Source organism: Streptococcus mitis, from assembly GCF_009496205.1.
In the GTDB taxonomy this organism is placed as follows: Bacteria; Bacillota; Bacilli; order Lactobacillales; family Streptococcaceae; genus Streptococcus; species Streptococcus mitis_BN.
In genome coordinates, this window is the sequence record NZ_WIJO01000076.1 from 1 (window position 1) to 7,351 (window position 7,351).

The 7,351-nt window shown below is 38.8% G+C and carries 9 protein-coding genes and 1 pseudogene; 1 reads left to right on the forward strand and 9 read right to left on the reverse strand.

All coding sequences use genetic code 11. The annotated features are described in order from the left end of the window. The first annotated feature begins 123 nt into the window (after positions 1-123). Entirely contained in the window at positions 124-1,194 is a 1,071-nt protein-coding gene (gene xerS, locus GEZ85_RS09450) for a tyrosine recombinase XerS (RefSeq protein WP_153209123.1), read from the forward strand. A gap of 213 nt (positions 1,195-1,407) precedes the next feature. On the opposite strand, the gene pdrM is transcribed toward xerS, so the two are convergent. The 9 genes and pseudogenes from pdrM to GEZ85_RS10455 form a co-directional block, all read right to left on the reverse strand. Then, a complete protein-coding gene (gene pdrM / locus GEZ85_RS09455) occupies positions 1,408-2,760 on the reverse strand; it encodes a sodium-coupled multidrug efflux MATE transporter PdrM (protein ID WP_153209125.1) in 1,353 nt (450 codons plus the stop codon). Between the two features lie 41 nt (positions 2,761-2,801). After that, positions 2,802-4,070, reverse strand: a complete 1,269-nt coding sequence (locus GEZ85_RS09460; RefSeq protein WP_153209127.1) for a dihydroorotase — start codon at positions 4,068-4,070, stop codon at positions 2,802-2,804. Between the two features lie 12 nt (positions 4,071-4,082). Beyond that, positions 4,083-4,547, reverse strand: a complete 465-nt coding sequence (locus GEZ85_RS09465; protein WP_001135768.1) for an NUDIX hydrolase — start codon at positions 4,545-4,547, stop codon at positions 4,083-4,085. Between the two features lie 9 nt (positions 4,548-4,556). Next, a complete protein-coding gene (locus GEZ85_RS09470) occupies positions 4,557-5,210 on the reverse strand; it encodes a uracil-DNA glycosylase (RefSeq protein WP_153209129.1) in 654 nt (217 codons plus the stop codon). Between the two features lie 61 nt (positions 5,211-5,271). Further along, positions 5,272-5,964 carry a pyrimidine 5'-nucleotidase PynA gene (gene pynA, locus GEZ85_RS09475; protein WP_153209131.1) on the reverse strand — a complete coding sequence of 231 codons (693 nt, stop codon included), beginning with the start codon at positions 5,962-5,964 and terminating at the stop codon, positions 5,272-5,274. A gap of 118 nt (positions 5,965-6,082) precedes the next feature. Then, positions 6,083-6,295 (reverse strand): hypothetical protein, encoded by a 213-nt coding sequence (locus GEZ85_RS10445; protein ID WP_049515455.1) that lies wholly within the window; start codon positions 6,293-6,295, stop codon positions 6,083-6,085. Between the two features lie 48 nt (positions 6,296-6,343). Next, entirely contained in the window at positions 6,344-6,556 is a 213-nt protein-coding gene (locus GEZ85_RS10450) for a hypothetical protein (protein WP_049544588.1), read from the reverse strand. 30 nt (positions 6,557-6,586) lie between these two features. Then, positions 6,587-6,778, reverse strand: a complete 192-nt coding sequence (locus GEZ85_RS10585) for a hypothetical protein (protein WP_322741428.1) — start codon at positions 6,776-6,778, stop codon at positions 6,587-6,589. Positions 6,779-7,065: 287 nt separating this feature from the next. Then, a pseudogene (locus GEZ85_RS10455) lies at positions 7,066-7,351 on the reverse strand (hypothetical protein); the annotation flags it as partial.

Genomic DNA, 7,351 nt, shown 5'->3' on the forward strand with positions numbered 1-7,351 from the left:
GTTTTACACAGGTCTAAGTCTTTTTTAAAAAGCTCTATAATATCTTTCCGAAAAACTATAATTTTCTTGAAAAATAAATAAGTCTATGCTATACTACTAGTAGACTTATTTATGGAGAAATACATGAAACGTGAGATTTTACTGGAACGAATCGACAAACTAAAACAAATCATGCCCTGGTATGTTCTTGAATACTACCAATCTAAGCTTGCTGTTCCTTACAGTTTTACAACCTTGTACGAATACCTCAAGGAATATGATCGATTTTTCAGCTGGGTTTTAGAGTCTGGTATCTCAAATGCCGATAAAATATCTGATATTTCTTTATCTGTCTTGGAAAATATGTCTAAGAAAGACATGGAATCCTTTATCCTTTACCTACGTGAACGTCCTTTGCTGAATGCTAATACAACCAAGCAAGGAGTTTCTCAGACAACCATCAATCGGACTTTGTCAGCACTTTCTAGTCTTTACAAATATCTGACCGAGGAGGTTGAAAACGATCAGGGGGAACCTTATTTCTATCGTAATGTAATGAAGAAAGTTTCAACAAAAAAAAAGAAAGAAACACTTGCTGCCAGAGCTGAAAACATCAAGCAAAAACTCTTTTTAGGTGATGAAACAGAAGGTTTTCTAACCTATATCGATAAGGAGTACCCACAACAGCTCTCAAATCGTGCTCTCTCGTCATTCAATAAAAATAAAGAACGTGATTTAGCCATTATTGCCCTTCTCTTGGCGTCTGGTGTCCGCCTATCTGAAGCTGTTAATCTGGATCTAAGAGATCTCAATTTAAAAATGATGGTCATTGATGTCACTCGAAAAGGTGGTAAACGTGACTCGGTCAATGTCGCTGCCTTTGCTAAGCCTTACCTAGAGAATTATCTAGCCATTCGAAATCAACGCTATAAGACTGAAAAGACGGACATGGCACTCTTTCTAACTCTCTATCGAGGTGTTCCCAATCGTATCGATGCTTCTAGTGTTGAAAAGATGGTTGCTAAATACTCTGAGGACTTCAAAGTGCGTGTAACTCCCCACAAACTACGCCATACCCTAGCAACTAGACTCTATGATGCAACCAAATCGCAAGTTTTGGTTAGCCACCAGCTAGGACATGCCAGTACACAAGTCACTGACCTCTATACCCATATCGTCAACGATGAACAAAAGAATGCTCTAGATAGTTTATAAAATACATAAATTAAATTATGTAAAATAATTATTAAGAAAAGAAGCTGCTAAAAATAAGCAACTTCTTTTTCTTTATATCTGATACCAGTAAAGTAGCGTGGAATATCAATTGTTTCTATATTTTTGAAATTCTCATTTGCCTACTACTAATTTAACTATAGCAAAAATAATGCAGATAAGGAAGGATATTTTTGCTTGCAGGAATTCTAAAAATCAAGCTTTTCTGGATTCAAATCTCTTCATAATCACAGTTAAACGCCAACGGTAGAGCGCTCCACTCACAATCAAACTAATAATCAAGCCAATCCAGTAAGAATAAGCTCCAAAATCTGTTAGGGTATCAAATAGCATAGCAACTGGGATTGCTACGCCCCAATAACCAACCAAACCAAGGTAAAAAGGAATAACTGTATCCTTATAGCCTCGCAAAATTCCCTGTAGCGGTGCCGCAAAGGTATCTGCTAACTGGAAGAAAAGACTATAAGTCAAAAAGCGAGCTGTCAAATCGATAAATTCTGAGTCGTTCCCATAAAGATTAGCCACATTTCCCCTAAAAATGTAAAGAAAGGATAAGGTGAATCCTGCAAAAATGAGGGCTGTCCATCTTCCTAGACAAATATAGGTTTTAGCATCATCAAATCGCTTGGCACCCACTTCATAGGAAACGACAATAGCCATAGCCGATGAGATACTCATAGGAAAGGCGTACATAAGAGTTGAAAAATTCATAGCTGACTGGTGACTAGCTATTATCAAAGAAGAGAACTTAGCCATAATTAAACCAACCACGGAAAAGATAGCCACTTCCGCAAAGACAGTTCCCCCAATAGGAAGACCTAAGCGAACTCCTTCCTTGATTTTATCCATATTAAGCGGAATGCGTTTCTCAAGGTGTAAGGCTTTGAGCTTCTCCTGTTTAAATAAAACCAGAACAGAAATTCCCAACAAGACCCAGTAGGCCAAGGAAGTACCTAAACCAGCACCAGCACCTCCCAGTTCTGGAACACCAAAGGCACCGTAAATCAAGAGATAGTTAAATCCGCTATTGAGAGGAAGCAACAAAAGCATGAGATACATGGACAGTTTGGTCAAGCCCAGCGAATCCAGCAAGGAGCGAATGACACTAAAAAGCAATAAGGGGATAATTCCGATAGATAAAAACCAGAGATAGCGAACCGCTACGGCCGCCACTGGTGCTTCTAGTCCAATATGATTCAAGATTGGTGGTGCCAAGAAAAGCACCATCCCCAGCAAGATCACAGATAGACCCAAGGCCAGATAGATGAATTGGTAAAAATCAGACGAAACCTCTTCCTTTTTGCCTCGACCAAGATGGTGACCAATGATAGGCACCAGGGCTGAAACAATCCCTGTTAGAAAGGTAAAGAAAGGATTCCAGATACTGGTTGCCATAGATACACCAGCCAAGTCCATGGTATTGTATTGGCCAGTCATAGTCGTATCAACAAAGGATGCAGAATAATTGGCAAATTGATAAATAAGGATAGGGAAAAATATCTTTAAAAATAAGATAAACTTGTCTTTAAAATGATGGGTTTGGTACATATAAGCTCTCTATTCTTTTTGTTTACAGAGCAGACTCCCACCTAGTTTTGATAGACGATTTGTCCCTTACAGATGGTGTATTTAACCTGCCCTTTTAAGGTTTCACCGATGAATGGTGAATTAGCTGCTTTCGAAGCAAAATGGGAGTCCACAAGGCGGTCAGCCTTAGCATCAAAAATAGTGATGTCCGCTGGACCATTCTCAGCCAAGTAACCTGCTTCAAAGTTGTAAAGCTTGGATGGGTTGTATGTCATTTTTTCAAGTAATTCCATCAAGCTCAGCTCCCCAGCTTCCACCAAATAAGTTAAACCGAGAGAAAGAGATGTTTCCAAACCAGTCATACCAGATGGCGCTTTGGTAATATCCTCAACGTTTTTCTCATCTGCATGATGAGGCGCGTGGTCAGTCGCGATAACTGTGATGACGCTTGATTTAAGACCTTCGATAACAGCACGACGGTCTGATTCCAAACGAAGCGGCGGATTCATCTTAGCATTGCTACCTTGAGTCAAAAGAAGTGCTTCTGTCTTAGAAAAATGCTGCGGCGCTACTTCTGCTGTTACTTGCGCACCTAGCCCTTGAGCAAACTCAACTACTTTGACACTTTCTTCCTTAGACAAATGCTGAATATGGACATGAGCCTTAGTTGCATAGGCAATCATGACATCACGCGCCATCATAGCGTACTCAGCCACCCCAGTCGCACCGCAGATATGGAAATGTTCTTTAGCGATATTTTCATTAAAGCCAAGAACACCGTTCAAACCTGGATCTTCCTCATGAAGACTAATAAAGGTATTAAGCTTTTTAGCTTTCTCCATGGCTTCCTTGACAACTTTACTACTTTCAAGTGGGATACCGTCGTCTGAGAAACCAACCGCACCAGCTTCTAAAAGTGCCTTAAAGTCAGTCAAGTCTTGGCCATTAAAGTTCTTAGTAATGGTCGCAACCGTCTTAACATTAATCTTCTCTTTGGCAGCTGACTGGAGAACTTCTTGCAAAGTCTCTACATCCGAGATGGTTGGACTAGTATTAGCCATCATGACAACCGTTGTAAAACCACCTGCAGCGGCCGCTAGGGCACCAGTATGAATATCTTCCTTGTGGGTCTGACCAGGTTCACGGAAATGAACATGAATATCGACCAAGCCAGGAGCAACCACAAGACCTGTAGCATCAATCATTTCTGCTCCTTCTTCTTTAATCTCAGGCGCAATTTTGTCAATTTTCCCATCTTGAACTAAGACATCACACACTTGATCCAAACCAGACTTGGGATCCATTACACGACCATTTTTGATTAGTAGCATCTGCTTTCTCCTTTATTCATAGAAATCGACTTGGGTATCCAACAATTTATCCCCATCATAAACAAACTTGGCTGAAAAGAAGGGTTTATCCTCTAAAAGCCACTCAACAAAGGTATGGTCACCTTCCCAAGTTGGCTTGCTCAAAACCTCATCATAGGGAACCCATTCTAGCGTTCCCTCGTTGCAGTCAATCAAGTCACCCTCGAACTCCGTCACCTTAAAAACATAGGTGTACCAGTCTAAATCTGGCGTAAATTCAGGAAAAGTGATAACACCTTTTAGAACTGGCTTGGCTTTCAGTCCCGTCTCTTCGAGGATTTCACGCGCCGCGCATTCCTGAGGGGTCTCTCCTCTCTCTAGCTTACCACCCACACCAATCCATTTCCCTTCATGAACATCATTTGGCTTCTTATTACGATGGAGCATGAGCAATTCTTTCCCGTTATCAATGTAGCAAATCGTCGCTAACTGAGGCATATTTTCTCCTTATCTAAGCCAATCGATTGGCTCTTGTCCTGTTTCTTTTAAGAATGCATTGGCCTTGGAAAAAGGCTTGGAACCCCAAAATCCTCTATAAACTGACAAAGGACTAGGATGGGCTGATTCGATAATCAAGTGATGAGGATTGGTAACTAAGGCCTTCTTCTTACGTGCATAAGCTCCCCAGAGTACAAAAACGACTGGTCTATCTAGATGATTGACCACCTGAATCACAGCATCCGTAAAAGGCTCCCATATCTGACCAGCATGACCATTGGCCTGTCCAGCAGGAACTGTCAAACAAGCATTAAGAAGCAAGACTCCTTGCTCAGCCCAAGCTGTCAAATCATGAGATTTCTTAACCCCGATATCATCTGACAATTCTTTCAAGATATTTTGCAAGGATGGTGGAGCTGGGATAGAGTCCGGTACAGAAAAACTCAAGCCCTGCGCTTGACCTGGCCCGTGATAGGGATCTTGCCCTAGAATCACCACCTTAACTTCTTCAAGCGGTGTTGTCAAGAGAGCTTGAAAAACCTTTTCCTTGGGCGGATAAACAGTACCCTGAGCATAGACCTGCTCCATAAACTGATTGATTTTCCCGAAATAACCCACAGGTAATTGCGCCTTAATCAAAGCATGCCAAGACGAGTGTTCCATAGCCAACTCCTTCGTTTTTACTGCCTCTATTATAGCAAAAAGTGGCTATGGAAACCACTTTTTACAGTTTATCTAAGCAATCCAGCAAATCTTGATAAGAATAGACTTCATAAGTCGGCTGGGCTTGTGTGGGATTTTCGAGGTGATGAGGATTGTACCAGATAGTGTCAATCCCCGCATTATTGCCACCTTGAATGTCGGCGGTTAGGGAATCTCCAATCATCAGCGTCTTTTCTTTGCTAAAACTTGCAATCTGTTGACCAATTTTTTCATAAAAGAGAGCATCCGGCTTTTGTGTTTGCAGCTGTTCAGAGATAAAGACTTGATTGAAATAAGGTGCTAGACCAGATTGAGCCAAACGCCCTGTCTGAATGGCAGTAATACCATTTGTCGCAGCATATAGCTCGTAATCTCTCTCGATAAGGCTATCCAAGAATTCATGAGCGCCCGAAATCGTTTGTCCCTGTTGGGAGAGGTAAAATTGGTAACGCTGGGCTAGAAAACAACCGTCTTTTTCCTGTCCAAAGTGAGCAAATAGACGAGAAAAGCGCGTGTTAACCAGCTCTTGTTTACTGATTTTCTTTTGTTCCAAGTCCTTCCAGAGAGCCTTGTTCATAGGAACATAATAGTCTTTATAGACCTGAATATCTGCAACCCCTTCTTCTTTTAGAAGTTGCGTTAAAGCCACATCCTCAGCAACATCAAAATCAAGCAAAGTGTGGTCGAGGTCGAAAAGTAGAAATTTGTAGGACAATTTGAGGTTTTCCTTTCTAAGATAAACAACTTTCACTTCAGCCAGCTGTTTAATGTAAAAACTTAAAAGTAGTAAATTATAGCAAAAATAATAGTTCCAATTGATTAACTAATCCATACTATTCTAGTGAATTATAGAAAAATCTTCTATAAATTCGAGCAATAGTTAAAATACCTACAAATATGACTCCCAAAATAGATAATACTATTTTCACAAAACTCATTTCAGAGCCTATTACATAGATATGAAAAAGAGGGGCTAGTCCTACACATAGAGACAATAGATAACTACTAAATCTTATCTCACCAATTCCTGCAAAAAAATGTTTCATTTTAAATATCCCCATTTTACCTTTCATCTTTATAATCCACTAACAAATCTATTGACTTCTCATTTTTTTGAATAATCTTGACAGCAAATTTACTCCACTTAATGCCACTAAAACTTCAATGGGCAAAAAATAGTAATCCCATATCAAATGAGAAATCAGCAATGTTAGAAATAGTATACAGTCAATATAACTATTCTGAAAATACTCTGTAATTACATAATACAGATATACCACAACCATCAAAATTAAAACAACCATCATAATACTATTATCCTGTCCTTCTCACTAACGCTATTTCCAAAATTTAATTTTTTTATGACTTAGTAACGCAATTCCAATTAGCAATACACCTAATATAAATAAAAGTATTTCCCAAAATTTATTCTCAGTTTTAATAAAAGGTATAAGATACATACTAATCAATATGGAACTTACTCCTAAAAGAGCAAACATTAGTCTAACTTTATCACTTAGTTTAAACATATTTAATTCCCCATAAAATAAGCAGTAGCTACGTTTACTGTAACATTCCCCGTCTTTATGTAGAGATAATCTCCCATCAAGACACCTCATCTCTTCTTACTCAATAGCAGCATAATTATTTGGTGATACGAGTTTCATAAGATTTCTCCTCTTTAACGTTGCATGGTTAGGATAGTTCTCCAATAAGTAATCGTCGACTGCGTTTAAAGCACTTTGTTACCTAGATAAGATATCCTTTCTCTACCTGATTTGATTTTAAAGAGAAATAAGATTTAACCATATCTATCTCATTTCTTATTTTTAAATAGTTCATACTCTTTTTCTCTGATAAAGGGAAGTGAGAAATTAGAAAAAATTAGTAGAATTGAAAACAGATATTCGTCTTTTTGTATCACTAAAACATAACCTAAAAATATATAGACAATCAAATCTAGTACAAAAAGAGAAAATATCCTCCTTTTCATTACTTTACTTGTCTTAAAAATTCCGTTTAATAGAACCTTTATCGTAGTATCTACACAAATTTTTATCAAAAAGATAAGAGTCAATACACGATTATCAACTGTACCATGA

Coding starts and splice junctions, on each gene's coding strand:
- GEZ85_RS09465 (WP_001135768.1), bottom strand. CDS start 4,547: ATGCCTCAGTTAGCGACGATTTGCTACATTGATAACGGGAAAGAATTG.
- GEZ85_RS10450 (WP_049544588.1), bottom strand. CDS start 6,556: ATGATGGTTGTTTTAATTTTGATGGTTGTGGTATATCTGTATTATGTA.
- xerS (WP_153209123.1), top strand. CDS start 124: ATGAAACGTGAGATTTTACTGGAACGAATCGACAAACTAAAACAAATC.
- GEZ85_RS10585 (WP_322741428.1), bottom strand. CDS start 6,778: ATGTTTAAACTAAGTGATAAAGTTAGACTAATGTTTGCTCTTTTAGGA.
- pdrM (WP_153209125.1), bottom strand. CDS start 2,760: ATGTACCAAACCCATCATTTTAAAGACAAGTTTATCTTATTTTTAAAG.
- GEZ85_RS09470 (WP_153209129.1), bottom strand. CDS start 5,210: ATGGAACACTCGTCTTGGCATGCTTTGATTAAGGCGCAATTACCTGTG.
- GEZ85_RS10445 (WP_049515455.1), bottom strand. CDS start 6,295: ATGAAACATTTTTTTGCAGGAATTGGTGAGATAAGATTTAGTAGTTAT.
- GEZ85_RS09460 (WP_153209127.1), bottom strand. CDS start 4,070: ATGCTACTAATCAAAAATGGTCGTGTAATGGATCCCAAGTCTGGTTTG.